The following is a 26,853-nucleotide window of genomic DNA, read 5'->3' on the forward strand; positions in this document are numbered from 1 at the left end:
GAATTTCGTTTAAATCTTGAAGAAAAACTAAATATTCTTCTCCGTAAGTGTCGTAAAGCATAATGCAGGTTTAAAAGTTAATCTTGATTTGGGTAATTATATCTTGAAGTAAATATATACCGATGTTAAGATTGTCACAACAAAATGTGGTGAACCAAATTAAAACTGTTGTAAAACATACAAAAAGGTGTTGTTTAGGTTAAAAATGTTGTAAACATTAGGTTTTATAGGGGTTTACAGAGGTGCGTTACAACCGATTAAATGGTATTTAATCGATATTATCTTTAAAAACGTCTCATTTTTAAGCAGTTACAATCTTAATCTTAATAAAAAAATTTAAAATATTCTTTAAATTAAAGTTAAAATACTTTTATCTCATCTTAAATTTAAAATCACAAGGAAGTAATATAACACATAGAATTCCTTCTTTACAATACCTTATATATATATACGTTTTTAAAGTAGATATTATTGGCACCCATTCTTAAACTTGAAAACGACTTATAACAACACACAAATGAAAAGATGCTCTTCTATTCTAAAAAGCTGTAAACTGGTTTTACTCATTACATTCCTTTTTATTATTTACCCTATACATGCAATTGAAACTACCCCAACTTCTTCAGTGGCAGATTTAGAAGATGCAACTTTAGAATTGAACAGCCATAGTTTTAATACACATGAGCGCAGCACATTTACCTATGCACAACAGACCGAAGCCATAGAACGCGGATTAACGATTGTTCATTTACAAGCAGATAATAATTTTGAGTTCAAGACTTTTGATACATATGGCAGCAAAGAAGATGTAAAGGCGTTTATTGACGTACTTTCTATAATGATTAACGATAAAGCGATATTCGCCATATTGGCACACGATTCGGCAGCTGCACAATTAACGGCTTATGCAAAGCGTCTAAATACACTGGGGCTTATACAATTAGCTAACCTTAAAGGAAGACAAGCCTATATTATGCACAATATGGACGGAGCTATTACCGAGCAGATTCATGATAATTACATTACAGAAACAATAACAATCGATAAGATTATTGATAACAAGGTAATTTACTTTCCCAAGGAAGTTTATGAATTTGAATCTAGAATAGATAGATACATAGCCCATGCCGGCGGTGAAATCAATGGCGTAAAGTCTACCAATTCTAAACATGCTTTAGATGAAAATTACAAAAAGGGATTCCGCAATTTTGAATTGGACATTATAGAAACTTCAGACGGCAAATTAGTAGCGGCACATGACTGGAACATGTGGGCACGCTTCACTGATTATACAGGAAGCTTACCACCTACACACGCTCAATTCATGAAGCAAAAAATATATGGCGATTATACTACTTTAGATATGGATGGTATCAATACCTGGTTTAAAAATCACCCAGACGCTAAATTGATTACCGATAAGGTAAACGATCCTGTAGCATTTGCCAATGCCTTTGTTGATAAAGACCGTCTAGTTATGGAACTATTCAGTGTTATGGCGGTAGAAAAAGCATCTGAGCAAGGCATACACACCATGATTTCTCAAGAACCGTTATTAGCGATAAAAGGAGATAAAGTAAACTTTTTAAAGGTAAATAATGTAAAATATGCAGCGGTATCTAGAAGAATCATATCCAGTCAAAAGAAACTGATGCTACAATTAAGAGATGCTGGAATTAAAGTATATGTCTTTAATGTAAACTTTGATATCGGTAAAGACGAGCAATATGTATACGATAACGAATTGGGATTAGTGTACGGAATGTATGCCGATAAATGGATTACCGCTATGCAGTCTAAAAATTAAACTCATACGTTAAACCTGCGGATATGGAATAGAAATAACTACCAGGATCAAAAGATTGCTCTTGTCGCAATACACCCACATTAGTTCTGTAAGCACTTAGATTATTCTTACTTGTAAACTGGTATTCAAAACTCAATCGTTGCGATTCGATGTACAATAATGTTTCTGCCAACAATTGATCACCTGATGTAAATTGCCTTAGCTCTGGTGAAAATCCATAACCTACATTTAAACCCAAATAATTTTTGGCATCTTTTAGATACTTGCGCACTAACAGGTTACCGGACACGTTGGTCAAGTTATTAGACTCAGGCGTAATAAAGGAACGTAAAGAGAAATAGTAGTTACCGGTATAATACCCTAAAGAGTTGGTAATGGATTTAACGTCTTTTGTCGCAAAGTTGATAAATCGTCCACCCGCAGAAAATTCTATACCGCTTTTATGATTGTAATACACATCTCCACCAACCTTATGGTTTGGATATAGGTCAGATTCAGAATACCCGTAATTCACATACGCATAAACCCCTTTTGCTATTTTAGGATACAAATCTAAATCTAGCTGTATACCGTTTTTACCTACCCTGTTACTATTATTAATTCTAGGTATGATGGCGCCCAAAGGAGTCTGTCGCTTAAAAGAAATGCTAGAAGTTGTAATGGGGTCAAAACGTTTGTCAAAAAACGTAAGCGCACTATTAACCATTACTGTATTTTTGTGCTTCTCTTCGGTTACGGGAGTTTTATGAACGTTTTCTAGTTCTCCCCTCTTAGCATCTTTCGAAACTTTGGCAGTATTATTAGTACGTGTAAACTTCTTACTAACAGAACTTTCTACATTGTACCAACCATTATCGTCATATGCGGTACCATTTACCCCATTTGTAGCAACTACCTGCAACCTAGATAGTTCATTATCATTTGAAATATGAATCAAAGCTTTATTGGCAAGACCTAAGGCCGTTGCGTAATTCTTGGCATATAATTCGTTTTTAACCGCAGAAATCCAAGCATCTCTATTGGTTTTATTTTCTGATAGAATACTATTGAATTCAGATCTTGCCAAGTCATAATCACCTCTCCAACTTAATGTACTGGCCCACAATAATGAAGCCTCTTCTTTAGATTCTTGAGTGTTTACTAGCTTGTACAGCATGTTATGGGCAGTGTTGGTCTTACCTTCATACGCCAAGGCATATGCGGTTTCAAATGAAGGCATAGCATTTTGTGCACCCTGACCATAGACCCTATGCACAAAGGATAACACCATTAATAATATAATATGTAGACTTCGTTTTTTCATTACTCTACGTATGCTAACGTATTTTCAGTCTCTTTATTTGTGTTTTTATGAATATTAATTCCCGCTTTTCTGGCCACGTTCTTTGCCCTTGAAATTTTACTATAAATTTCATTGGCACTAGCACTATTCTCTTGAACAATATCTACTAAGGCAAGTCCCTCCTCATATTTATCGTACCAGAAATAGACATCAAAAAGTGCAGCATAAGAATCTATATAATTAGGGTTCATGGCAATACACTCTTTTAAGATGTTAACCGACTCTTGGTAATTACCCTTCCAAATTTGCAATCTGCCCATTAGAATCTTAGTATCGATATGACTAGGAGACTCTGAAAGAATGTAACGGCATAGTAATAATGCCTCATCCCATTTTCTATCGAAAGCCAAGTCTTGCGCCTTAAAAAAAGAACGGTCAAAATTACTACCATCATAAATACTATTGATATACGTAATTTCTGCCGGTGTAAATTTTTCTTTCTGTACCGAGAAAATGGTTAAACTATCTGGAATTATCTTATTTTCCGTAGTAACGTAATGATTTACCGATTTAAATCTTTCCAATGTTTTTTCTACCGAACTACCGCCAAACGTAGAACTGATATCCATATCTTCATCAAGTTCCATAATATCGCCATCGGTATATAATTTTTCTTTACTTATATATTCTTTTAACTCATTTTTGTTACGCATTAATGGAATGTTCTTGGTTGACCTAAATGCCGTTTCCATATCTATCGCGCCGCCCATCCAAGCAACTTTTTTGGGCATTTTTAATTCGTATGAATTTGAGAGCAATGCCAATATAGATGGGGTTACGTCGAAATGTGAAGAAACAGAACTCATTTTACGGGTTGTTTTCAGCATCGGACTGTACATAATCAATGGCACATGAAAACGACTCATATTATTGCGTTGCGGTATAGGTATAAGTCTATGATCGCCCGTAAATATGAAAATGGTATTCTCATAATTCGGTTGCGATTTATAAGACTCCATGAACCATTTTATAGCATCATCTGTATACAATAAAGTTGCAAAAACATTATCGTTCTTTTCAACGATTTTCTCTACTCTAGAATCAAAATCACCATTAGCCAAAATATCCTTTACCTTTTTTTCAAAGAAATTTTGATTAGGCGGAATAAAGGGTTCGTGTGTACTAATTGTCATGTACACTTCTAATCTAGGCTGATCACCACTTCTTTCTAAACTCAGACTTTTTTTGAATAATTCCTTATCTGGATAACCCCATGACGAACCTGCAGCATCTTCTGCCTGCTTTTCATATTTATTTCCAAAACCTGATTTATCTAAAACAAAATCTAAATTCTCACTTCTTAGAAAGCGATCCACTTTATCAAAAGAGCTATTGGTTCCCTGATAAAACGATGTATGGTAACCATTGTTTTTTAATACACTGAACAACGTAAGTTTGTTAGGGTATTTTTCAAGTTCCATAAACCCGCTTTTACCAAAGGGCAATGAACCTAACAGAGACGGTAAAACACCAAAAGTTCTACCCGTATTGCTCAAGAAATTTTCCCAGTATAAAGACTTCGTCGTAAGGGAATCTAAGTAAGGGGTAAAACCACCAAACTCTGCACCTTCACCCACAAAATCCCTGCCCAAACCTTCAACCATTACAAAGACGATATTGGGTTTTTCTTCTTTTAATTCAAAATAATCTCCCAATACATTCTCAATAGTAGGATCTTGAACCAAAGGATATTCTTCAGTAGAGGTATATGAATTATCTTCAGTACTGGTACTGTAAACATTAACAGCCAAATACTGTACTTTGTTCTGGTTGATTGGTTTGCCATCTGTAAATAAAGAAGCCACAAAAAGACTAAAAAGTACAATGGTAAACGGATACATTTTGCTAATTCTGTGATAGAATTTGGAAGTAATTCTATACAGTACTAAAAAGAGACTTATCAAAGAAATCGAAGCAAATAGCAAGTAAACCGAAATCATGATACCACCTGAATTAGCTATGGTGATTTTCATATCTTCATAACTATACCCAATGATATCTGACCCTAAAGGCACTAAAGTAGTACAGAAATAAGCAGTAAGAACAGCTTCAAAAATCAACACCAGGCCCAATAGTCCGAAAACAAGATTAAAGCCATATTTAGAGCGTAAGTTTTCCCAAAAATTAAAAGGGAATACCATAATTATACCCATTAACGCAGTAAATCCTATTTGGTGTACAATAGCTTTTAACAAGCTAACAGAGAAAAAAGAATCTATGACTCCCTTATAGTACAGTACACAATATTGAAAAAGCGTCAATACCAGCAAACATCCAAAAAAGGATATCATAAGCCGTGTATACTGCTTTAAAGAATATCTATCTATACTACTTGTATTCATTACTTTTATGTTGCTTTTGCAAAACCTTTTCTAACTTGAGAACCCCAGCCAGATTTTATTTTAAATAGCTTTTTGTAGTTGCCCCTTACTGCAGCATACACTACGATCGGGTGAAATATGAAAGGTTCTAAGATCGCTAGTCCCATAAGAATTAATATATCTTTCGTTTTTCTGTACTGATTGTATGAGTAGACATCCCATAGAATGGCATAGAAAGAAATCATAATGGAAAACAAGAAAATGGACAAGGTGATCATGAGAAAAAATTCCCAATTCAATATACCCAGGTATGCAAAGAGAATAATGGTAAAAAAACCAAAGAACTCCAACAAAGGTGAAAGCCATTCATAGAAAAACCAATAAGGGTAGCTTAATAAACCCAATCTACCGTACTTTGAATTGAACAGCATGTCTTTGTGCTTGAACAGTGTCTCTAGATTTCCACGAGCCCAACGGTCTCTTTGGTTTACAAGTATCTTAAGATCTTCGGGTACCTCTGTCCAGCATAACGGATCAGGTATATATTCAATGGTATACGGTTCTTTTCTATCATGCATGTAACGGCGCATTTTAAAAACGATCTCCATGTCTTCACCAACGGTATCGGTATCATACCCACCAACGGCCAATGCGATTTCACGTTCAAAAAAGCCGAATGCTCCAGAGATTATAAGCAAACTATCAATTCTACCCCAAGCCATTCTACCTAAAATAAAAGAACGGGTATATTCTAACAGTTGGAATCTAGCCAACCAGTTAGAAGGTAGTTTTATCTCTTCTAATTGCCCACCTTGAATTACGCAAGAATTAGCCACTCTAATAACGCCACCAACGGCAATAACCCTTTTTTTGGAACGTTGAAAAAATGACTTGACCACATGTAACAAAGCATCTGGTTGCAAAAGACAATCTACATCTATGCACCCCACATACTTACTAGTAGAAAGAGAAACACCGGCATTGAGGGCATCAGATTTACCACCGTTCATTTTATCTATTACCGTAAGTTTTTCAAAAGCCCTATTTTTTGATTTATAAATACCACGAACAGGTTTAGATTTCCAGTCTGGATCTATTTCAACATCTATCTTCTCTAGATCATAAGAATCTATCAATTTCTGTAATGTATCATCTTTACTACCGTCATTGACCACCATAACATCATAATTGACATATTGTAGCGATAGCAGAGATCGTATATTTTCTACGATGGTCAACCCTTCATTATAAGCAGGTGCGATTATGGTAATGGTCGGAGCTAATGGAGATGCCATTATTTTGGATACATCGGTAAAGCTGTTTTTGTTTCTATAATGAATAGAATTTCTTGTGGAGAAATATGCCATTAGAGAAAAAAGAACAAACAGAATTACGGTAAATACAAAGAATACAAAGTTGATGTATTCAAGTACTACACCAAATAGCTCACTATCCATTTAACTTATTGTATAAAGAGTTGGACATGTTACATAGTTGATCGAACAGCGTAGAGCCATTTTCATTACTATCTAAACTATTTTGCTTTGCAGCTTCATTTAAGTCGAGTTCAAAATCCACACTGAAAATAGAATCTTGCTCTAAGACAGTTTCAGGTAATTTGTTATTGGAGTTAGACTTTATAAATGAAAGAACTTCGGTAGCTTTATCAACAAGTTCATTAGATTCAGATTCTATGATGTTTTCTAACAACTGAATTTCTTTTGTTGTACCCACGTTCATTATTTCATCTAGCAACATTAGTTTTGTTTCATAATCTGCGCGATGATAAATATCGGTGAACACACTGTCGCCAAAACCTTTCTCTTGTGAAAAAAGCTCGCTAGGCCTAAGTGACTGATAAGAGAATTTTTGAATTATTTGATTTGCCCTTTCAGTTACTATTTCAGAACTATTTTCTGCTATGATATCATGAAGTAATTCCAGTTCTCGACTATCACCCATTTCATGTATATTCTCTAAAAGCACCATAGCATCAAGCTCTTTTTGACTTATAAAGTTTGGTGAGAAAGAAATATCATTGTTTTTAAATGAAATCATTTCTTCTATTGCATTGGCATCGGTAACTACAATCTCATTATCGTCATTTGCAGCATTATTAACTGAAGACCAGTCGATTTCAGCTATGATTGATTTAGAATCCTCATTACTATTCTCCATTTCATTCTCTTTGTCTTCATCTAAAACAGCTGTTTCGTTCAATAAAAACAAAGGTTCAAAATCGTCTTCTTCAAATGTTGGAATTTCATTTTTTGTTGAAATTTCATCTACCACTACAGGCAGAAAATGAAATGAAAATTCTTCATCTTCTACGCTTTGTTCCACGTCATCTTTACTTGAACTTTCTACTTTGGAATTATTGTTATCTAAAGAGTTCTCAACAACCTCTTCCATAGTTTTTTCGTTCTCGATATGAGGTAAAAAACTTAAATCGAGACCAGCTGTTGAACTTATCACATTAGTTTCTTTTTGTGGCAAAACATCATCTAAAGCTACATTAGTAAAATCGGTCTCTGCAGTTAAAGCTTCGTCAACAAGTACATCTTCATTTATAATTTCAGTTTGATTATCAGTAATTAGATGATCAACTATAGTTATCGGTTCATCAATTTCTTCTAAAGTTTCAGAATCCATTTCTACTTCTGTAGCAATTGCATCGGTAGTATTTTCTACATATGTTTTTTCATCATCTTCGGCAATTTCATTTACCAATGGTTGATTGTTTTCATCATAATAAACATTGTAAAACTCAGATGTTTCTATGTTCTTGGTTGGCAATATTCTTTCTGGATCAATTTTATTTAGCGTTGATATAACCTTATTTTTAATATGAAATTTACGTTCGGTAAGCTGCAAATTCTCTAAAAAAGGAACTTCGGCAATAGTACCCAATTCACCAATTGCATCTAAAATCGACAACTTAATATCATGGCTTGCCTTTTTGTATACTAGTTTTAAGGTAAGAATGGCGTTTGTAAAATGAAAATCTATAATGCATTGAATAGCCTCTGCCTGTATATCTCTCTTTTTATGTTTTAGCAAAGTAATTATAGACTGTTCCGCATCGTTTTGCTTAAAATATTTTATTAATCGTAAAGCGAATAACACTACATGGGTATTATCTGAAGTCAACCAAAGACCAAATTGTGGAGGTGTATAATTTGGTTTATGCCTTAACACATCCAACAATTTAAGTTGTTGCCATTCTGCAATTTTGTACCTGGTATTATCGAGAAAATATTTAATTCCCTCTTCTTTAAGATTTACCACCGCAATTTCTGCCTGTTTACGAATAGTACTTTGTCTGTGGTTTATGAATTTTATAACCAATCCATATGCATCTTCTACCTCCATGGTAGTCAATTGCTGAATTCCTCTAGACACTACTTGCCATCTAAAACTTCCTAATTTTTGAAAGGCGTCATGATGTAATCCTAAATCTTTATATAAATCAATTAATACCTTTTGCGAATTACCAGAAAGATCTTTTCTTAAATCAAGCAAAACTTCTGTTAATACCTTTCTATCGAAATCATTCTTGATCAGTTCCCTAATTTGAATTTTCAGATTCAAATAATTCATTTTTTCCTCTTTGGTATTAGAATCATCATAGAATAAGAATTCATTGATCATTGGAGAAAATTCGACTTTTTTATTCTTTGTACGTTTATTTTTAGAACTGATTTTGTTTCTAATTACAAAGACTCCAATAAAGTATATGACCGCTAGTACAAAAAATAGTATAGTCAGCCACCAGAGATATTCTAAATTGAATTCTGGGGCATTAATTAGCGATATTCTTATTTGATTAGGGGGAATCAACAAATTTTATCTTATTTACTTATTTATCTCTCTTGCAATGCGTACTAATAATTCTGTTGGACTTACTGGTTTTGTAATAAAATCATTTGCGCCTAATTCAAAAGCAGTTAGAACATTCTGTTCATTACCTGCAGATGATATGATAATTATAGGTGTCTTTGATTTAAGTTCGTTTCGTACATAATCTATGAGCTCTATACCTGAACAATACGGCATCATAATATCACTTACGATGATATCGGGCATTTCATTTTGCAAATACTCCTTTACTTCTTTTCCGTTGGATGAATGATGTACTTGGTACCCTCCTTTTTTAAGCCTAAAATTCAATAGCGAGGCCAAAAGTTGGTCATCATCTGCCAATAGTACACGATTACCCATATTATTTTTTGTTCATTAATTCTAAATTCTTGTTTAAATTATCTTCTAACAGAGGATAATCTTTTAGAAATATTTCATATAAATCTTTCACTTTTTCCGGTTGGTTGGTTTTACAACAACTTTCTAGTTCAACGATTAAATTGCGCATGCCATCTGCTTTGATCATGGCAAAACCAGCTTTTAATTTATGGGCAGACATAGCAATTTCCTTAAGATTTTGAGTCTTTATATTGATTTTTACATTCCCAATAAATTCAATGGCATTAAGTTTGAACAACTTTACCAGTTCATTTAACATATCTACTTCTCCAAAACAATCTTTCAACAAATATGTTAAATCAACAACCGTAGTTTCTTTTGGTTCTATCATAGGTTTCTGTAGTATTAATGAAAAATCTGTATGTTCTTTTTTGTCCTCTTTATTTTTTACAACGGTATTCAACAATTCGTCTAACGTATAAGGTTTCAACAAGAAATCATCGATTCCTATTTCCTTACAATCTTTACTGTCTTGTTCTGTAAAATCTGCACTAAAGGCAACGATAGGAACAGAATTCACCTTATTATTTTTATGATTACGAATAGCCTTAGACACCTCAAATCCATTTTGCCCGGGCATTTTTAAATCCATAAGAATCAGGTCTATTTTTCTTGAGGAGAGTAAATACAAACCTTTGTCCAAATCAATATCTGCATGAACGGTACAACCCCATTGCGTTAGTTGCTCAACAATTAAATGTTCGTTCATTTTATTATCTTCAAACACTAATATTTCGGTACCTGCCAATATTTTACCGTCTTTTGTACTAGTAGACTTATTTATGCTCTTTTGGTAAGATGAAGAATTGGCGCCCAAAGTATACGGCATAACAAACCTTACGGTAGTTCCGCTGTTTACAGTACTGTCTATATTAATTTCACCACCAAGTTTATCTATGATTTCTTTGGTAATAGTCAATCCTAGACCGGTACCTCCATATTTTTTTGAAGTATCGTTTTCAGCTTGGGCATATCCATTAAAAATTGTTTCTATTTTTTCTTCAGAAATACCGATTCCGGTATCTGCAACAGAAAATTCTATAAGAAAATCATTACCCTTTCTTTTTTTAGTAAAGACTTCTAATTTTATATATCCTTTTTCAACAAATTTGACGGAATTGCCTAAAAGATTCAGCAAAATTTGAGATAATTTGGACGGATCACCTTTAACAATTTTAGGCACATCTTCATCTATATCCAATAATAATTCAATTTTACGATCCAATATTAAGGTCTCGCATAAAAACATAACATCTTTAAGTAAGCTATGTAAATTGAAATCAACGGTCTCGAAATTATTGTTACCAGAAGAAATTTTCGAATATTCTAAAACTTCATTGATAAGTTTCAAAAGTGTATTCGATGCAAACTGTATGGCATCTACTTTTTTATGTTGCCCTTGGGTAAGTTTCTCTTCTTTTAAAAGATTTGCAAAACCTATAATACTATTTAACGGTGTACGTATTTCATGACTAACATGAGCTATAAACTGCTTTTCTGAAACCTCTTTTTTATTTATGGCATTATTTTCTTTTCTCTCAGGTAAGATTTCACCCAAATTAGGAGAATAAATATGCTTTTCTAAACTAGACCGAAATGAATTAAAAGAGTCTTTAAGCGCTTTGGCTTCATGAGCATTTAAATCCTCAAAAGAGTATTCACCAACCGTTCTTTCTAGTTGAGATAATTGATTAAGTAAATCCTTAGATTTTGAAATTGCCATAAATAGATATTCTTTAGTTTAAGTGGCTTGTTATTTATAATTACCTAAAAATGGACCAATACTCTTGTGTGAACAATAAAAAGTTCTCAAAGGGTGGTTATTTGTTGTGAATACGCTTAAATTGTAGGTCTAAACTTACTATATGAGACAACTTATCTATCTTTTGTGTTTTACAGCCATTATTTCTTGCGGAGAAAAAAAAGAGAAAATAGAAGAAAACCCATTAGAAAAGGCCCATCGAATTCATGATGATGTTATCACTATAGATACCCATAACGACATCAATGTAAAAAACTTCACAGACAGTGTAAATTACAGTCAGAAGCTAGATTCGCAAGTGAACTTACCAAAGATGAAAGAAGGTGGTTTAGATGTTACTTGGTTGATCGTTTATACAGGTCAAGATACTCTTACAGATGAAGGCTATGCCAAGGCAAAAGAAAATGCGATGTCTAAATTTGATGCAATACACAAATTATGCGAAGAAATAGCCCCAAATGATATTGAATTGGCTTTAACTTCTGCAGATGTTACCCGAATTGTGGAGTCTGGAAAAAAAGCAGCCATGATCGGTGTTGAAAACGCCTACCCTATTGGTACCGACATGTCTCAGTTTAAAACCTACCATGATCTAGGTGCACGCTACATTTCTTTGGCACACAATGGTCATAGTCAATTTTCAGATTCAAATACCGGTGAGGCAGACGACGTTTGGTTACACAATGGTTTAAGCGATCTTGGAAAGCAAGCGGTGGTGGAAATGAATAAATTGGGTATTATGATAGATGTTTCCCACCCATCTAAAGAAGCCATGAAGCAAATGATAGCATTATCAAAAGCACCGATTATAGCTTCTCACTCATCAGCTAGAGCATTATGTGATCATAGCAGAAATTTAGATGACGAGCAGTTATTATTGATGAAAGAAAATGGCGGAGTTGTACAGACAGTAGCCTTCAGCTCGTATTTAAATACAGAAAAGCATGAAGCTAGAGCTGCATACATGAAATCGATATATCAAAAAGTAGCGGATTCTTTAGATATTAAGTGGTATGAACGTTCTCAATTCTCAAGTTTATCTGATTCGGAAAAAGAAGACTTTATGGATAACTACCCAAAGGTTCTAAAAATAGGAAAGGATTTAGCAGCTATTAAAACCGATGCACCTGAAGCTGTAAACGTGGGTGATTTTGTAGATCATATAGACTACATGGTAAAATTAATAGGTGTTGATTATGTTGGTATAAGTTCTGATTTTGATGGCGGTGGTGGTATTGAAGGTTGGAGCGATGCCTCTGAAACCTTTAACGTAACCCTAGAACTGGTAGAAAGAGGATACTCTGAAGAAGATATAGCAAAATTATGGGGCGGTAACCTAATGCGCGTACTTGATGAGGTACAAGCTATTGCTAAAACAATGGGTGAAAGTTAATCTACTTCACCCATTGCCGCTAGGCGATCTTTTACGAATTCTATCTTAGTTTTGCCATGTGGCGCAGGCTTACCGTTTTCACCAAGATTCACCATAATTATATTATCGACCGTAACAATGGTTTCGTGGTTCATTTTATTACGTACCTCACAATTTAAGGTTAAAGAAGTTTTACCAAATTTAACTACCTCGATACCAATTTCGATTACATCTCCTTTTACAGCGGCGCTCATGAAATTGATTTCTGACATATATTTGGTAACCACTTTGCCATTTTCTAGTTGAATAATAGCATATAGTGCTGCCTCTTCGTCGATCCAAGCCAATAATCTACCCCCAAACAATGTACCGTTAGAGTTTAAATCACCTGGCTTAACTAATTTTCTAGTATGAAATCTCATAGCTTCTTTAATTTGAAATTCTACAACGCAAAGTTAGTCCTAAAATTTTTCAATACTATCACTTTCTTCTTGTTAGCAGACCGATTTACCAATTGTAACAATTACGTATTTAATAAGTTACATATTAACAATTGTTGCTTGTCAGAATTATTAGAACCCTAATATTATGAGCTTTTTTTTGTCTCTAGCATGATTGTTCATAACAGGTTAAAAACTTATTACACCCCTTACACATCTATTTTATCTAATACGTATCTTTAGATTGATAACCTTTAGTCATTGAATAAACTAGTACATAATACTATGTCAAAAGTGAAGTAGTATTTAATTCTCGATTATCGAGTAAAATCAAAACATAATGGACAGGACACAGAAATTGCAATCTATTCGCCCTTTAATTGCCTCTGCCAAAATATTGCCCAACATGAGTGATGATGAAAGATTTCAAAACCAGACATTACGCCCAATTATAAAACTTCAAAACGATTTACTTCTAGCATCTTACCAGAATTATATTCATAAAATGAAGAATAGTTTTTATGAACTAAAGCTTGAAAAACGCATGGTATACATTGCTAATTCCATTCAAAAAGATGTTAAGTTCAGAAACTCTTTAAAGGGAATGATCATTGGTCAATTTACTGTTGAAGAATATGAAATCTATATAAAAAACTCTTCTGCATTAAATAAAAGAATGATGAATATGGTCATAAAAAGAATTCAAGACCAAATTCAATTTTTTGAAAAATATGAACTAGTCCAATAAAGATTCGCCGTTTAAATTAGTGGTTAGAATATTACTCATTAAATCAAAATAAGGACGAATAGCTATATAACTTTCATTAACTATATCTGCGAAATCATCTGACAATACTTCTTTGTCTGTAAAGTTCTTTACGAAGATGAATTGTTTTTTGCGTATAAATTTAATGTTGGGGTCTTCTTTATCAAATCCTTTTGGTGCGGTTTTCAATTCATCTCCAACTAATTCTCCCCAAATAGATTTAAATTTTTCACCTTCTATAATATCGGTTAAGTCCGTTGTGTCTATCTCCCACTCTTTTCTAATACGAAGCAAATCATTTTTTTCAGGATTCCAGAATCCAGTTGCAATAAAACTGTTTCCAGGTGCTATCTGCAAGTAATACCCACCTCTACGATGCTTACCCGCTCTAGCGAAAGAAGCGGACAGGTGTGTTTTATAGGGTGTCTTATTTTTAGAAAAACGAACATCCCTGTAAATTCTAAACACTTTTAATTTTTCAATTTCATCATGCAATTTTAGTTTGTCAAGCACATGATTAAAAAAGCTTTTCACCTTAGTCTCTTCTGCTTTAAATTCAGCTTTATGTTCGGTAAACCAATCCCTGTTATTATTTTTCTTTAATTTATTTAAAAATTGAAATGTGCTTTTTGTAATATTCGTTTCTAACATTCGACTTAGCTCTTGTGATTTTAAGCTAAAGTTAACCATTAGATGAGAAGTACTTTTACTTATTTGGTTAATTTTGATGAACTAATGAAGAACCATGGACCATCGATCTATTATCGAAAAGATTAATACCCACAAGAAACAACCGAATTTAAGATTCCGTTTAAAAAAGAATACCGAGAAATTTACGGACCTTCTTTTTTATATGCTGTTCGATATTGAAACACCGGTAGCAGAGAGCTTAGATGCACTTGAAAAGCAATTTGACGAACTAGTAGATTTGGCATGTTGGGAAAGTGATAAACCTTGTAAGAAGGTTTGGGAGAATTATGTAGAAAAGTTACCTCTAGTTCTGGAAAGCTTAAATCTAGATGCCGAGGCAACCGTAAATTGTGATCCTGCTTCTTTATCCATTGAAGAGGTATATATGGCCTACCCTGGTTTTTATGCCATTTCAGTATATAGATTAGCACATGAGCTTTACAGAATGGGATTTCCCTTAGTGCCCCGTTTAATGACAGAGTATGCACACCGGCAAACTGGTGTAGACATCAACCCTGGTGCTCAAATAGGGAAATCTTTTCACATTGATCACGGTACAGGTGTAGTTATTGGTGAAACCGCCATAATTAAAAATGATGTAAAAATATATCAAGGTGTTACTTTAGGCGGATTGTTTGTTGCGAAAAAGCTACAGCAGACCAAACGGCACCCTACCATTGAAAATAATGTAACTATTTATGCTAATGCCACTATTTTAGGTGGAGAAACAGTTATTGGCGCAAATAGCATCATAGGAGGAAATGCTTGGATCACTGCATCGGTACCTACAAATTCAACAGTATTTCATACACCGGAAATTAAAATAAAAACATTACCCCATGTCTAATTCAATAGTATCGCTAATAGGTAATACACCACTAGTAAAATCAAGAGTATTAAATACAAACCCTAATGTATCCGTTTATTTTAAAATGGAAGGGCACAATCCTGGTGGTAGTGTAAAAGATCGCGCCGCATACAACATGATCAAAACCGGATATGATAACGGAGATTTTACCGCGAACGATAAATTAATAGAAGCTACGAGTGGAAATACCGGTATAGCCCTAGCTATGATTGCCGGTATATATGGTCTAGATATTGAATTGGTCATGCCAGAAAACTCTACCATAGAACGTGTGCAGACCATGAGAGCATATGGTGCTAAAGTTACCCTAACTTCCTCTGATGTAGGTATTGAAGGAGCTCGTGATTATGCTGAAAATAAGGTGAAGAATGATGGTTATATCATGATGAACCAATTTGGTAATCCAAATAACTGGAAAGCACATTACAATACAACAGGACCCGAGATATGGAAAGATACCGAGGGTAAAGTAACACATTTTGTGTCTGCCATGGGTACTACCGGCACCATAATGGGCACCTCTACTTTTTTAAAGGAGAAAAACAATAACGTACAAATTGTAGGGGTTCAACCTAGTGATAATACTCGTATACCGGGAATTCGAAAATGGCCACAAGAATATTTGCCAAAAATATTCGATGCAAAGAAAGTAGATCGTATTATGGAGGTCAATGAAATAGAAGCCAAAACTATGGCTAGAAAGTTAGCCAAGGAAGAAGGCATTTTTTCAGGAATGAGCAGCGGTGGCGCGGCAACCATAGCTTTGCGTTTAGCGCAAGAAATAGACCACGGAGTTATTGTATCTATAGTGTGTGACCGTGGAGATCGTTACCTATCATCTAACCTGTTCGACTAAACTATGTACAATATAAAATAAAAAAAGAGCCGTAATAACGGCTCTTTTTTATATTCTAGAAGTTAGCATATTATTTCTCTAACATAGCAGTTTCGTTAGGTTTACTATACTCTTCGACCAAAAATTCTAAGTTTTCACCTTGCTCATTTGTAAACACATAAGTTGTTTTATTATTCATCATCTTTTTACTTTTAAGACTTATATTTTCAACAACCTTTAAATTTTCACCTTCGTTCATAGCCACCACCAATTCATCATTTTTAGAAACTAAAACGAAATCTTCAGGTGTTTTAGATTCATAGCTAAAAACAATTTTTTCATCAAAATCATCATCATCGTCATTATCTATATTGACCGTCTTAATAATGGTGGAAACGCTGTCCACTACCCTATCTTGATCTATTTTACCTTCATCTTCTTTTGAACGTTCAATGGTGTTTAAACGTTTCGTGGTAATTTCAACGGTATTCTTTACTAATTTTTTACCATCGTTTACAGTATAAGATTTTGAGATTTTGGTATCCAATACTTCTTGATCTTTTTCTTGAGCCATTACCGTTCCTGTCAGTAACAACAATCCAGCAATAGACATATACATCGTTCTAATTTTCATATATAAATTTTTAAAATTAACTTTTGACTTCATCTTAAAAGTTATGAAGTCTCTCATATCTAATATTTTAGATATTGGCAAGTTATATGAAAACAGAAATAGTCAGTGACCCATAAAAATTAATAATTAATGGATTTGATATTAAAAAATAAGATCAGTAAAATGTAATGTTTAAAGTACTTATGAAATCACAGCCATTTTTTCTTTTTAAAATAAATCATCATTCCAACAAAAAGTACGATCATAACTATCCATACAACATAATAACCGTATTTGTAATGCAATTCAGGCATATGGTCAAAGTTCATACCGTATATACCCGCTATAAAAGTTAAGGGAATAAATATAGAAGCCATAATGGTTAAAACTTTCATGACCTCGTTCATTTTATTACTCATATTACTCATGTACATTTCCATTAAACTCATAGACATTTCACGGTAAATCTGTAAACTTTCATTGATTTCTATGGCATGATCTAAAACATCGCGCAAAAACAATTTGGTATCTTTTGTAATCTTAGGGTTTTCAGAATCTATCAGCCTGCTAATCAATTCTTTTACAGGGTAAATCCACCTTCTAATCTTTAAAATTTCTTTCTTTAATTGCTGAATATTTTGAGCTACAATGGGTTCAGGGTTCTGATAGACCTCTTCCTCTAAATTCTCTATTCTATTGTTAAGATTTTCAATAGCTAAAAAGTAATTATCTACGATAGCATCTAATAAAGCAAAAAATAGATAATCTGCCCCTCTTGTTCTAATACGACCAAGCTTACCGGTAATTCGTTCACGTAAACCATTAAATACATCTGCCTTGACCTCTTGAAAAACCAAAACAGTATTTTCATGCAAAACTATGGCTATATGCTCCCCTATAATTTCTTCTTCTTCAGAGATATACAACATCCTAAAAATTCCAAAAATATAATCGTCGTATTCATCTATTTTAGGTCGCTGCTCCGTATTAACAATGTCTTCAAGTACTAATGGGTTCAGATTGTAGTGTTTACCTAACTTTTCAATAAAAGGCTCGTCAGTAATACCTACTACATTTACCCAAGTAATTTTATCTGCACGTTCCTCTTTAAAAAACTGGTCTAAGTTTTCAAACTCATTTGTTTCAAATCCGTCGGCATTATATGTGGTGCTATATATAAGGCTATCGCTTCGTTCCTTATCACCCATATAACTTATGGTTCCGGGAGCTTTACCAAGCTTATTCTGTTGGCGAGATTTCTTCTTTTTTCTTTTAGGGAAGTTGAGCTTTTTGTTTGTAGCCATGAACAATTTTATTAATATGTTAAAACTACGTTTTAATTATTGAAGTGTAATTGGTTTAGCATCAATCCGGATCCAGGGGCAATCGTATTAAGTTTATGGGTAGACCCTGTATCCAAAGATGCTTTGATTTCATCTAATGTCAATTCATTTTTACCAAGCTGTACCAAAGCGCCCATAATCATACGAATTTGATATCTCATAAACCCGTTTCCTACAACCTTTAAAATATAACTCTGTTCAGGAAAAAAATTTGCGGTAAGTACATCGTTTGGCTCTATGGTACAAGCATCAATTTCACGAACGGTTACGGTGTTTGGCTTTACTGAGGCCGTATAAACACTAAAATCATGCGTACCAGCAAACAAAGAAGCTCCCTGCTTCATTAAATCCAAATTAAGTTCATCAATATAATTAGTTATAAAAGGAGCGCTAAATGGGTGGTTCTTTGATCCGAAGGAAAAAAAATAATGATATTCTTTTGTTTTGCTATCCTTTATAATATTAAAATTTGCATCCACAGATTCAATAGACAATAGACGAATATCTGATGGCAAGTTTTTATTAAAATCCATTAGAAAAGTATCAAAATCTAAAATAGGATGTTCAACAAAGAGCTCAAAAGCTCCGTTAAGTGAAGAAACCTTAGAATCTGTTCTTCCCGCTCCTAAAATTTTAAACGGACTATCAGGGTTTAGAAAGCTATAGGTCTTATTTAGCATACCCATAATTGTTTTTAGCTTTGGTTGCTCTTGCCACCCATTAAATCTAAAACCCAAATACTGAAGCCTAACCAAATAACAAAACCGCTGTTTCTTCATTATGTAAATGTAATTACATTATATAAAAGTAGACACACAATTTCATACTCAGTAAAATGAATCAAAAAATAAAGTGGTAATAGTACTATGTACTCCTACAATTATATTATCAGTTTTTTATTGTTAATTCACATAGAATTGAGTAATATTAAAGTATGATTAACTTAAAACCAATAACTTGAACAACGAAGTTAACCGTTTATCGATTTGTTTTAAGTAATAGCAAAGCTTCCCCGTAATTGCAAATAAATAATGGTTCTCCCGAACACATGAAAACTAAATTTTATGAATTCTATTAAAGGATTATTTACTTGGAAGCGAACATTGATTGTATCCATTGTTGTGCTATTTTTACTGAACATCTTTAGTTTTTACGGGTTGTATACCAATAAGTTTTATTTTTTTAAAATAGATAATTACCTCTTCCCTATTTTATCGATCATCCACTTTGTTTTTCTTTATGTGCTTTGGTTTAAGATCAATGAAAATGAACTAAGTGACCCACCTATGAGAACATTAGAATATGCTCTTTATGGCATATCATTGGTATACATATATAAAATGGTAGACACGATAATAGTACTATCTAGCTATTCAGAATTTGAGAATCATCTTATACCAAGTACCTTCTTACCCTTAGGTTACATCATGCTGGCACTTTATGCAATTCTATTATTAGTTACACTTTTAGCTGTTGTCTATAGAAAAGAGCTAGTAGGCACTTATATTTTTGATGACATGAACCAACATGTGGATCACTGGAACAATTAAGAATCAATAACATATACAGACCTCGATAAGAAATTGTCGAGGTTTTTTTTTGCCTTTTATTTACAAGCATATTTTTATAAAATGATAGAAAATGCAGAATAATTATTTGATGATCATGTAATTATAAAAATATTATGCGACCTATTATGAAGTAAAATAACCTTGTACCAAACGATTTTATCACCGATGTGATTTTTCTGTGATACTTTTTTTCTTAATTCGTAATCCACTATGAAACGTATATTAATTATTGAGGATGATCCTGAAATCATTAAACTATTAGAACTTCATCTTTCTGATGTTAGCTATGAAACTACTATGGCTATGAATGGAAATGAGGGACTGCAATTAGCCTTAGATTATGATTTTGAACTAATACTGTTAGACCTTACACTACCCGGATTGGATGGTGTTGAAGTATGTAGAAAATTACGTGCAACCAAAAACACCCCGGTAATTATGCTAACCGCAAAATCTGAAGAAATCGATAGGGTTTTGGGTCTAGAAATCGGTGCAGACGATTATATGACAAAACCCTTTAGCATAAGGGAGTTATTGGCAAGAATCAAGGCAGTTTTACGACGCACGAATAAAGTAGAGAAGAAACAAGAAGACACTTCGATTATTCTTGCAGAAGGACTTAAAATAGACATAGACAAACGTAAAGTAGTTTTAGGAGATTACAAAATAGACTTATCTCCAAAAGAATTTGAATTATTGGTGCTAATGGCATCTAACCCAGGAAGGAATTATACAAGAACGGAATTATTGAATATTATTTGGGGCTATAATTTTGAAGGCTATGAGCATACCGTAAATTCTCATATCAATAGATTACGCGCCAAAATAGAATCAGATATGGCAAACCCTAATTATATATTGACCACTTGGGGAGTTGGTTATAAATTTAATGAAGAGATAATGGCATGATGAATAATGACAAGACCCTTACTCCGAAATTGGTAAAAAAATTATGGTTGGCATTTATATTGTTGATTGTATTAATGGGAGCATCATATATATTTATAACAGGCTACCTAACACTAAATTACAACCAAGCAATTACACAACGTATAAATGCAAATGTTGCAGATCACGTTATTCAAGAAAAGTTTACAAATGCTGCTCCATTTTTAGAAGATGGTAATGTTAATAAAGAACTTTTTGGAGATTTAATGCATGATATGATGGCCGTAAATCGCGGCATTGAAGTTTACTTACTGAATAAATCTGGCGATATTTTATATTCGGTAGTTCTTGAGCATAATGAAAATGAGCCAATGAAGTCAGTTTCTTTGGAGCCCATTCATAAATTCATTGAGAGCAAAGGCGAAAAATTCGTTTTAGGCGATGACCCTTTAAATGCAGAAGAACAAAATATTTTTTCGGCAGCTCCATTTAATATAGATGGTCGTGAAGGTTACATTTATATCATTGTTGCAGGTAAAGAGTTAGCGCAAATTAGTGATAGCTTATTTAGTTCTTATTTTACCAAATTAAGTATTGGAGCTATTATTTTGACCATGCTATTTTCTGCTTTAATTGGGATGTTGAGTATATGGTTTTTGACAAAAAACCTTAGAATTATCACCCAGACCGTACGTAAGTTTCAAGAAGGCGATTTAGACATTAGAATAAAAAATCCTGAACAATCAGATATTGAAGTGGTTGCCTTATCTTTTAATGAAATGGCAGATACCATAGTAGATAACATGGATAAAATGAAATCTGTAGATAATTTACGTAGAGAATTAATTGCCAATGTTTCTCATGATTTACGCACGCCCTTGGCTGTTTTAAAAGGATACATTGAAACCCTTCAGATAAAAAAAGATTCACTTTCAGAAAGTCAAAAAGAAGAATACTTACAAATAACACATAATAATATTGATAAACTCTCAAGCTTAATAAACCAGTTATTCGAATACTCAAAATTAGAGGCAGAACAAGTAACGCCTATTAAGGAGCCTTTTTCTATTACCGAGCTTTCTCATGATTTAATAGCAAAATTTAGACTTCTAGCAGAGGAAAAACAAATTCACCTACAATTAGAAAATCCTGAGGATAATTGTATGGTACATGCAGATATAGGGTTAGTTGAAAGAGCATTACAGAATTTAATTGAAAATGCCATAAAGTATACGGAACCTAATGGTAAGGTTACATTAAGCCTAATGAAAATGGGCAAACAAATTGAAATTAATATTACGGATACTGGAAATGGCATACCAATAAACGACCAGCCATTTATATTTGACAGGTATAAGCAAGTAAATAAGAATACTCAAAAAAGAGGTTTAGGTCTTGGTTTGGCAATAGTCAAAAAAATAATGGATTTACATGATACAACAATCGTAGTATTAAGTAAACCATATGAAGGAAGTTCTTTCATATTTAAATTGCCTGCTTATCAATTACAATGAATTTAATTATTGCTGTGAAAAAGAGAAAGCCCTATCCAATTCTGGATAGGGCTTTTTTTATTATTCCGATAGCTTAGCATAAACTACCATAAATAAACTTCTTAATTAGAAGTACTGATTTGCGTTATTGTATAAACACCATCTAAAACTTCTAATTCAAATACTGCTACGCTACCATCTACAAATCTATTATTTGCTTCAAAGGTATATGGACCTCCATACGTACCGCCAAATTCATCTAGGAAATTAAAATTCACCGTTTCTGAAGATAAACCATCAAATCGGAATGCAACCAACTCTATATCATATGTTCCATTTGCTAAAGGAGAAAAATCAAATTTATTAATAAATAAAGATTCACTTCCTTGTTCAGAAGATGATGATGATTCTACTGTACTACCACTAGAATCGGTTACTCTTAATTCAAACAGATCACTTAGGGTAGACCATGTACTTATTATCTGTAAGCCTTCATTTATTTCAGTAGTTGCTATGGCAATGCTAGCATTTGACCCTATTGCAACATCGTCATTTTCAACACCATCTATAGTGACTGTAATGGATTTATCTCCTGAAGCCGTTATTCGACCATCATTAGCGTCAACCGTCACCGAATTAGAAGTTTGACCTGCTTGAATAATTAATTCACCATTACCCCCAACACCGTATCTATTATTACTAGTAACGCTACTATAATAAACTACAATATCTTCATTTAATGGTTTACTTAAATTAAAGTATAACGTATAAAATGAATTTTCTTCAATGGTAATAGATGTAGTTTCAAAACCTAATAAAGCTTCACCATCCGTAATATCAATTTGTACAAAGCTACCACTATCACTTGGCGTAATGGTATTAGATAATTCAGCTAAACTGATTACAATGTTTTCGATACCACTTTCAAAAACATCATCTGATATAATTGTAAGTTCTGTTGTGCCGGTAAGTTCACCAGCAGCAACTGTAATAGCGCTTGAACTAACAGAATAATCTGAATCTAAAGCCGCAGAGCCTGCAAAATTTAATTGGATTGTAACATCTTCCTCTTGTGCAGCTTCAATCGCAGCAGAGATAATTATAACTTGCGCATCAGATTCAGTGGTCATAGACGCACTTGAAGCAAGCGAAACTTTAGATAAGTCGATAGGCGTTGGTACTTCAACTATTTTTTCAACTTCTACTTCTGTTTCAACGATTCTTTCTACTTCTATTTCTTCCGTTTTTGTACACGAAAATAACAAAGCAGCAACTGATAAATACATCAGGGTTTTTTTCATAATAATACTTAGATTAATTAATGGTTAATTTAAATTATACCATAAAGATATGTTAATGGTTTAATAAGCAAAAACGGTAATAATTTTTAATGTAAGAAATAACTTATGTTATTTTTGTAAGTACTTTAAAATCAAGAGTTCTTGAATAATTAATTTTTTTTCTGGTAGTAATTAGTAAAAAGACCGGTTTATTTACTGCAATACATTTCTATTTCACTTTACAATATTTGTTTTTTAATTGGGTTATAGGGTAAAACTTAAACACCTCACAAATGAACTTAAAAAACTTACTATTTATTTCCATGTCAGCCTTCTTTATTCAATCTTGTTCTGATGACGACATTGTCAATGAGCCTGAAAATCCGGTTACCGAAGAACCTACAACAGAAGAAACTGAAGAGACTGAAAATAGCGCTCCAGATGCGTTTGACTTACTTACTATTGAAAACGAATCAACAAATACCTCTAGAACCCCTACTTTAACATGGGAAGCAAGTGCCGATATAGATAATGATGAAGTTACTTATGACGTTTACTTAGATACAGAAATGGCACCACAAAACAAAATTGCTGAAAATCTTACGGAAACAACATTTACTGTTGTAGATGCGCTAGATAGAGAAAGAACATATTATTGGAACGTTGTTGCTAAAGATGAAAATAATGCCGAAACTTCAAGTAATAGTATTTTTAGTTTTACAACTTCGGGTATCGTCTTTTCTGCTTCAGCGGTAGAAAGCAATACTTCATTTACCGCTAGAGATCAACATACTGTTGTTGAGTTCAATGGAAAATTATGGTTAATTGGAGGATCTGATGAAAACTATAATTTAGGTGATGTTTGGTCTTCAGAAGATGGTGAAAATTGGACTTTGGTAGCCGAAACACCTTTTGGCTTGCCTAAAAAAGGGCATACTTCTTTAGTCTTTGATAATAAATTATGGGCAATTTCAGGTTTTTTTAATGATGTTTGGTCTTCTTCTAACGGAATTGATTGGGTACGCACAACCTCTGATTTAGGCTTCGATACTAGAGAAGGGCATGCTAGTTTCGTTTTTAACAATAAAATGTGGATTGTTGGTGGTAGAGATAATCAATATCAAAGTTACAACGATGTATGGTCTTCTTCAGATGGTATAGAATGGACTCAAGAAACGGCAAATGCACAATTTTCTCCAAGAGCAAACCATACTATAACCGTGTTAAATGGTGTAATTTACCTTATTGGAGGCGGCGGTGTTTCAAGTGATTTTGTGCCTGGTTATTCTAATGAAGTTTATTCTTCTGTAGATGGTATTAACTGGACTAAAGTAGAAACTTCTTCAATATTTGAGCCAAGAGAAGCGCATACAGCCATTGCCTTTGATAATAAAATATGGGTTACAGGTGGCTGGCAAGTAACTTCTAATGATATGACTGGTGAACAACAAATAACTTCTTTTAACGATGTATGGTTTAGTGCTGATGGGGCTACTTGGCAACAATTAGAAACTAACGAAAATTATGAAGGAAGGTTAGACCATGCTTCAGTTAGTTTTGAAGACAAACTTTATATTATGGGCGGATTTAAAATAGGTCCTTCGCCTAACGATCGTGATTATTTTAATGATATTTGGGTAATAGAATAACCAACTCATTTTTAGTACAAAAAAAAGCCCGTTCAAGTTTGAACGGGCTTTTCTATTTTATATGGAATTTAAATTCCTTTCAAGAAACTACTGTACAGATCTTTAAACTCATACCCGTCTGTAAAGCGTTGTTTGTTCAGTTTTTTGTAAGAAACCAGACCCCAGAGTAAAAGTTCTTTTAAGAAATAAACATCTTTAGCATCATAATCTGGCTGATGGTCTTTTAATAACTGATTTAAAGCAGGAATACCATCTAAAGCACGTTTATATTCTTCATCGGTGAAGTCGTCCATCAATTCAAAACCTTCTCCTTGAAAGAACCAATGTAACAATTCATCATAAACCGTTTCTTCATCTTTACGCTCAAGTTTATTGATTTTCGGAAAATACTTTGGAAACAATGTTTTTACGGCATCATCTATAAGAATACCAGCAACTCCGTCGGCTCCCTCCTGCTCTCCTTCATAAACCAATTCTATTTTACCGGTAATAGCAGGAATAATTCCTAAGAAATCGCTCAAACGAACCATGGTACTATTTCCACCGTTCAATAAAGATCTACGCTCCGCGGTACTTAACAAGTTTTCAAAAGCAGTAATACTGGTACGTGCACTGACACCACTCTTAGCATCTACGTATTCACTATCACGAGCTTCAAATATAATTTGCTCTAATAAGTCTTTTGCTAAATCGGGAACATAAACTGCATCTGTTTGTCTAGAATCTAACTTCGCTTCTTGCTCGGTAATTTTTCTAGCTATCTCAATATCATCTGGGTAATGGGTTAAAATTTGAGACCCAATTCTATCTTTCAGCGGAGTAACGATACTACCTCTATTCGTATAATCTTCTGGATTAGCCGTAAATACGAACTGAATATCCAATGGCAATCTTAATTTGAATCCACGTATCTGAATATCTCCTTCTTCCAAAATATTGAATAAAGATACTTGTATACGTGCCTGTAAATCCGGTAGTTCGTTAATCACGAAAATACAGCGGTTGGCACGAGGGATCATCCCAAAGTGAATCACTCTGTCATCTGCATATGACAATTTTAGGTTTGCCGCTTTTATAGGATCTACGTCTCCAATCAAATCTGCCACCGTAACATCTGGCGTAGCCAATTTCTCTGCAAAACGTTCATCTTTATGCATCCAAGTAATAGGCGTATCATCGCCTTTTTCTTTGATAAGCTCCATCGCATATCTAGACATCGGTTTCATAGGGTCATCATTGATTTCAGAACCTTCTACAACGGGTATATATTCATCTAACAGATTTAACATCAAATGCGCCAAACGTGTTTTTGCCTGACCACGCAATCCTAATAAATTAATATTATGACGAGATAGAATAGCACGCTCCAACTCCGGAATTACAGTATCTTCATAACCCCAAACCCCAGGAAAAGCATCTTCGCCTTTCTTAATTCTTTCTACAAGATTGTCTCGCAACTCATCTTTTACACTTTTAGTTTCGTATCCGGCAGCTTTTAACTCCCCTAGTGTGTGTATTTTTTTATAATCTAATTTCATAAAATTTTCTTAGTC

The 26,853-nt window shown here is 33.6% G+C and carries 22 protein-coding genes; 9 read left to right on the forward strand and 13 right to left on the reverse strand.

Annotated features, from left to right (window positions below; all coding sequences use genetic code 11):
* The first annotated feature begins 517 nt into the window (after positions 1-517).
* Positions 518-1,807 (forward strand): interleukin-like EMT inducer domain-containing protein, encoded by a 1,290-nt coding sequence (locus SJY30_RS05140; protein ID WP_396634528.1) that lies wholly within the window; start codon positions 518-520, stop codon positions 1,805-1,807.
* Here SJY30_RS05140 and SJY30_RS05145 read toward each other — a convergent pair.
* From SJY30_RS05145 to SJY30_RS05170, 6 genes are all read right to left on the reverse strand, one after another.
* A complete protein-coding gene (locus SJY30_RS05145; protein ID WP_396634529.1) occupies positions 1,797-3,110 on the reverse strand; it encodes a YaiO family outer membrane beta-barrel protein in 1,314 nt (437 codons plus the stop codon). The genes SJY30_RS05140 and SJY30_RS05145 overlap by 11 nt on opposite strands.
* A complete protein-coding gene (locus SJY30_RS05150) occupies positions 3,110-5,491 on the reverse strand; it encodes a sulfatase-like hydrolase/transferase (protein ID WP_396634530.1) in 2,382 nt (793 codons plus the stop codon). Before SJY30_RS05150 ends, SJY30_RS05145 begins: the two co-directional genes overlap by 1 nt.
* Before the next feature lie 5 nt (positions 5,492-5,496).
* The gene (locus SJY30_RS05155; RefSeq protein ID WP_396634531.1) at positions 5,497-6,927 is read right to left on the reverse strand and encodes a glycosyltransferase; all 1,431 of its coding nucleotides are present in this window, start codon (positions 6,925-6,927) and stop codon (positions 5,497-5,499) included.
* Complete coding sequence (locus SJY30_RS05160) at positions 6,920-9,121, reverse strand: hypothetical protein (protein ID WP_396634532.1); 2,202 nt, start codon at positions 9,119-9,121, stop codon at positions 6,920-6,922. The genes SJY30_RS05155 and SJY30_RS05160 overlap by 8 nt, the downstream gene beginning before the upstream one ends.
* 204 nt (positions 9,122-9,325) lie before the next feature.
* Positions 9,326-9,691 carry a response regulator transcription factor gene (locus tag SJY30_RS05165; protein ID WP_396634533.1) on the reverse strand — a complete coding sequence of 122 codons (366 nt, stop codon included), beginning with the start codon at positions 9,689-9,691 and terminating at the stop codon, positions 9,326-9,328.
* 1 nt (position 9,692) lies between these two features.
* Positions 9,693-11,453, reverse strand: coding sequence for an ATP-binding protein (locus SJY30_RS05170; protein ID WP_396634534.1), 1,761 nt, complete (start codon positions 11,451-11,453; stop codon positions 9,693-9,695).
* 142 nt (positions 11,454-11,595) lie between these two features.
* Here SJY30_RS05170 and SJY30_RS05175 point away from each other — a divergent pair, with 142 nt between their 5' ends.
* A complete protein-coding gene (locus SJY30_RS05175) occupies positions 11,596-12,885 on the forward strand; it encodes a dipeptidase (protein WP_396634535.1) in 1,290 nt (429 codons plus the stop codon).
* Here SJY30_RS05175 and SJY30_RS05180 read toward each other — a convergent pair.
* Positions 12,882-13,286 carry an acyl-CoA thioesterase gene (locus SJY30_RS05180; RefSeq protein WP_396634536.1) on the reverse strand — a complete coding sequence of 135 codons (405 nt, stop codon included), beginning with the start codon at positions 13,284-13,286 and terminating at the stop codon, positions 12,882-12,884. The two genes, SJY30_RS05175 and SJY30_RS05180, sit on opposite strands and share 4 nt — an antisense overlap.
* 355 nt (positions 13,287-13,641) lie before the next feature.
* On the opposite strand from SJY30_RS05180, the gene SJY30_RS05185 reads away from it, so the two are divergent.
* Entirely contained in the window at positions 13,642-14,052 is a 411-nt protein-coding gene (locus SJY30_RS05185; protein WP_396635309.1) for a glyoxalase, read from the forward strand.
* Here SJY30_RS05185 and SJY30_RS05190 read toward each other — a convergent pair.
* Positions 14,041-14,721, reverse strand: a complete 681-nt coding sequence (locus tag SJY30_RS05190) for a DUF2461 domain-containing protein (protein ID WP_396634537.1) — start codon at positions 14,719-14,721, stop codon at positions 14,041-14,043. The two genes, SJY30_RS05185 and SJY30_RS05190, sit on opposite strands and share 12 nt — an antisense overlap.
* Positions 14,722-14,815: 94 nt before the next feature.
* On the opposite strand from SJY30_RS05190, the gene epsC reads away from it, so the two are divergent.
* Together epsC and cysM are read left to right on the forward strand one after the other, a co-directional pair.
* Entirely contained in the window at positions 14,816-15,607 is a 792-nt protein-coding gene (gene epsC / locus SJY30_RS05195; RefSeq protein WP_396634538.1) for a serine O-acetyltransferase EpsC, read from the forward strand.
* Entirely contained in the window at positions 15,600-16,484 is an 885-nt protein-coding gene (cysM, locus tag SJY30_RS05200; RefSeq protein ID WP_396634539.1) for a cysteine synthase CysM, read from the forward strand. The genes epsC and cysM overlap by 8 nt, the downstream gene beginning before the upstream one ends.
* A 70-nt stretch (positions 16,485-16,554) precedes the next feature.
* On the opposite strand, the gene SJY30_RS05205 is transcribed toward cysM, so the two are convergent.
* The 3 genes from SJY30_RS05205 to SJY30_RS05215 all read right to left on the reverse strand — a co-directional run bounded on the left by SJY30_RS05205 (position 16,555) and on the right by SJY30_RS05215 (position 19,099).
* The gene (locus SJY30_RS05205; protein WP_396634540.1) at positions 16,555-17,097 is read right to left on the reverse strand and encodes a hypothetical protein; all 543 of its coding nucleotides are present in this window, start codon (positions 17,095-17,097) and stop codon (positions 16,555-16,557) included.
* Between the two features lie 188 nt (positions 17,098-17,285).
* A complete protein-coding gene (corA, locus tag SJY30_RS05210; protein WP_396634541.1) occupies positions 17,286-18,380 on the reverse strand; it encodes a magnesium/cobalt transporter CorA in 1,095 nt (364 codons plus the stop codon).
* A gap of 32 nt (positions 18,381-18,412) precedes the next feature.
* Positions 18,413-19,099, reverse strand: coding sequence for a tRNA pseudouridine(38-40) synthase TruA (locus SJY30_RS05215; protein WP_396634542.1), 687 nt, complete (start codon positions 19,097-19,099; stop codon positions 18,413-18,415).
* Between the two features lie 384 nt (positions 19,100-19,483).
* Between SJY30_RS05215 and SJY30_RS05220 the strand changes: the two genes are divergently transcribed.
* The 3 genes from SJY30_RS05220 (at position 19,484) to SJY30_RS05230 (ending at position 22,392) form a co-directional block, all read left to right on the forward strand.
* The gene (locus tag SJY30_RS05220) at positions 19,484-19,969 is read left to right on the forward strand and encodes a hypothetical protein (protein WP_396634543.1); all 486 of its coding nucleotides are present in this window, start codon (positions 19,484-19,486) and stop codon (positions 19,967-19,969) included.
* 231 nt (positions 19,970-20,200) lie between these two features.
* Positions 20,201-20,899, forward strand: coding sequence for a response regulator transcription factor (locus SJY30_RS05225; RefSeq protein ID WP_396634544.1), 699 nt, complete (start codon positions 20,201-20,203; stop codon positions 20,897-20,899).
* Positions 20,896-22,392, forward strand: a complete 1,497-nt coding sequence (locus SJY30_RS05230; protein ID WP_396634545.1) for an ATP-binding protein — start codon at positions 20,896-20,898, stop codon at positions 22,390-22,392. Before SJY30_RS05225 ends, SJY30_RS05230 begins: the two co-directional genes overlap by 4 nt.
* Before the next feature lie 101 nt (positions 22,393-22,493).
* Here the strand turns inward: SJY30_RS05230 and SJY30_RS05235 are convergent, their stop codons facing one another.
* Positions 22,494-23,672 carry a hypothetical protein gene (locus tag SJY30_RS05235; protein ID WP_396634546.1) on the reverse strand — a complete coding sequence of 393 codons (1,179 nt, stop codon included), beginning with the start codon at positions 23,670-23,672 and terminating at the stop codon, positions 22,494-22,496.
* A 272-nt stretch (positions 23,673-23,944) separates the two neighbouring features.
* Between SJY30_RS05235 and SJY30_RS05240 the strand changes: the two genes are divergently transcribed.
* Entirely contained in the window at positions 23,945-25,300 is a 1,356-nt protein-coding gene (locus SJY30_RS05240) for a kelch repeat-containing protein (protein ID WP_396634547.1), read from the forward strand.
* Between the two features lie 68 nt (positions 25,301-25,368).
* Here SJY30_RS05240 and SJY30_RS05245 read toward each other — a convergent pair whose 3' ends face one another.
* A complete protein-coding gene (locus SJY30_RS05245) occupies positions 25,369-26,838 on the reverse strand; it encodes a magnesium chelatase (RefSeq protein WP_396634548.1) in 1,470 nt (489 codons plus the stop codon).
* Positions 26,839-26,853: the final 15 nt, after the last annotated feature.

Origin of the sequence: Maribacter sp. R86514, from assembly GCF_044597005.1 — a bacterium.
GTDB lineage: Bacteria > Bacteroidota > Bacteroidia > Flavobacteriales > Flavobacteriaceae > Maribacter.

Coding starts and splice junctions, on each gene's coding strand:
- SJY30_RS05165 (WP_396634533.1), bottom strand. CDS start 9,691: ATGGGTAATCGTGTACTATTGGCAGATGATGACCAACTTTTGGCCTCG.
- SJY30_RS05215 (WP_396634542.1), bottom strand. CDS start 19,099: ATGCTAAATAAGACCTATAGCTTTCTAAACCCTGATAGTCCGTTTAAA.
- SJY30_RS05160 (WP_396634532.1), bottom strand. CDS start 9,121: ATGATCAATGAATTCTTATTCTATGATGATTCTAATACCAAAGAGGAA.
- SJY30_RS05180 (WP_396634536.1), bottom strand. CDS start 13,286: ATGAGATTTCATACTAGAAAATTAGTTAAGCCAGGTGATTTAAACTCT.
- SJY30_RS05190 (WP_396634537.1), bottom strand. CDS start 14,721: ATGTTAGAAACGAATATTACAAAAAGCACATTTCAATTTTTAAATAAA.
- SJY30_RS05170 (WP_396634534.1), bottom strand. CDS start 11,453: ATGGCAATTTCAAAATCTAAGGATTTACTTAATCAATTATCTCAACTA.
- SJY30_RS05140 (WP_396634528.1), top strand. CDS start 518: ATGAAAAGATGCTCTTCTATTCTAAAAAGCTGTAAACTGGTTTTACTC.
- SJY30_RS05220 (WP_396634543.1), top strand. CDS start 19,484: ATGAATTCTATTAAAGGATTATTTACTTGGAAGCGAACATTGATTGTA.
- SJY30_RS05240 (WP_396634547.1), top strand. CDS start 23,945: ATGAACTTAAAAAACTTACTATTTATTTCCATGTCAGCCTTCTTTATT.
- SJY30_RS05230 (WP_396634545.1), top strand. CDS start 20,896: ATGATGAATAATGACAAGACCCTTACTCCGAAATTGGTAAAAAAATTA.
- SJY30_RS05175 (WP_396634535.1), top strand. CDS start 11,596: ATGAGACAACTTATCTATCTTTTGTGTTTTACAGCCATTATTTCTTGC.
- SJY30_RS05245 (WP_396634548.1), bottom strand. CDS start 26,838: ATGAAATTAGATTATAAAAAAATACACACACTAGGGGAGTTAAAAGCT.
- SJY30_RS05235 (WP_396634546.1), bottom strand. CDS start 23,672: ATGAAAAAAACCCTGATGTATTTATCAGTTGCTGCTTTGTTATTTTCG.
- SJY30_RS05145 (WP_396634529.1), bottom strand. CDS start 3,110: ATGAAAAAACGAAGTCTACATATTATATTATTAATGGTGTTATCCTTT.
- SJY30_RS05155 (WP_396634531.1), bottom strand. CDS start 6,927: ATGGATAGTGAGCTATTTGGTGTAGTACTTGAATACATCAACTTTGTA.
- cysM (WP_396634539.1), top strand. CDS start 15,600: ATGTCTAATTCAATAGTATCGCTAATAGGTAATACACCACTAGTAAAA.
- epsC (WP_396634538.1), top strand. CDS start 14,816: ATGGACCATCGATCTATTATCGAAAAGATTAATACCCACAAGAAACAA.
- SJY30_RS05225 (WP_396634544.1), top strand. CDS start 20,201: ATGAAACGTATATTAATTATTGAGGATGATCCTGAAATCATTAAACTA.
- SJY30_RS05150 (WP_396634530.1), bottom strand. CDS start 5,491: ATGAATACAAGTAGTATAGATAGATATTCTTTAAAGCAGTATACACGG.
- corA (WP_396634541.1), bottom strand. CDS start 18,380: ATGGCTACAAACAAAAAGCTCAACTTCCCTAAAAGAAAAAAGAAGAAA.
- SJY30_RS05205 (WP_396634540.1), bottom strand. CDS start 17,097: ATGAAAATTAGAACGATGTATATGTCTATTGCTGGATTGTTGTTACTG.